Source organism: Clostridium saudiense, from assembly GCF_000577815.1.
GTDB classification, from domain to species: domain Bacteria; phylum Bacillota; class Clostridia; order Clostridiales; family Clostridiaceae; genus Clostridium; species Clostridium saudiense.
The window spans coordinates 1-1,097 of record NZ_CBYM010000087.1 but is presented as its reverse complement, the minus strand read 5'-3'; the positions used below and the strand labels follow the sequence as shown (position 1 = coordinate 1,097).

Sequence of the window (1,097 nt, the reverse complement as noted above, 5' to 3'; positions counted from 1 at the left end):
TAGACGAATTGTCAAGCTAAGTGCAACACTTAGCTTGTTCTTCGTTAAATGCTTCTAACGGTGTCTTGTATCCAAGACATTTCCGTGGTCTATTATTTAAAATATCCTCAACAATATCAACATGATTTTGATTTATAGTAGAAAAATCAAATTTTTTAGGAAAGAATTCTCTAATCAAGCCATTTGTATTTTCATTAGTTCCTCTTTGCCATGAACTGTAAGCATCAGCAAAATACACATCTAAGTCTAATTTATTTTCTAACTCTAAATATCCAGCAAATTCTTTACCACGGTCTACAGTCAATGATTTTAAATTATTCCTACCAAATTTGCCTAATGCAATAATACAATGTTCATTAAAAGTAGAAGCTTTTCTATTTTGCATTATTCTGATTTTTGTTAAACGTGTTTTTCTTTCAACGAAAGTTGAAAGACACGCCTTAGATTTTCCCCTACTTGAAACAATAGTATCAAGTTCCCAGTGTCCAATATCTAATCTTTTTCTTACATCTTTAGGTCTTTGACTTATTGTTTTCCCTATATTGAATTTACCTCGAGTTTCTCTTGGTTTTAGTGATTTACCCTTCCTGCGAAGCAGGTCAACGGAACAGTGCTCCAAAATACCTTTATATAGCCAAGAGTATATAGTGCTAAATGAAATTATTTGTTTATTAAATTCAAGTTTTAGACGACCTGAAATCTGTTCTGGAGACCAGTGATTATTTAGCTTTTCTTGAACATAGTTTACTAACGAAGCGTTAGCAATTTTTCCATGAGGTTTACATTTAACTCTTCTGTTTTCATATTTATCTTGAGCTACATGAGCTTTGTATCTTCCATTAAGATTGTTTCTTTTAATTTCTCTTGAAATACTTGATTTATTTCTGTTGAGTTCTTTGGCTATTTTAGATAAACTCCATCCTAAATTTAAATATTCTACTATACAACAACGTTCATTTATAGTAATATGTTTATAGCTCATACAGTCACGTCCTTTAAAGTGGTTTTCTAGTCAATTATTACTTTAACATGAACGTACCCGTATGGGTTATTTTTTTTGCAATTAATTAGTGTTGCACTTGATATTGTAATTTATC

Annotated in this window: 1 protein-coding gene; it reads right to left on the bottom strand. The window is 30.6% G+C overall.

Annotation, left to right across the window (positions count from 1 at the left end):
- Nucleotides 1-16 precede the first annotated feature (16 nt).
- Nucleotides 17-982, bottom strand: coding sequence for an IS30 family transposase (locus TY07_RS17010; protein ID WP_042403103.1), 966 nt, complete (start codon nt 980-982; stop codon nt 17-19).
- Between the last annotated feature and the right edge of the window lie 115 nt (nt 983-1,097).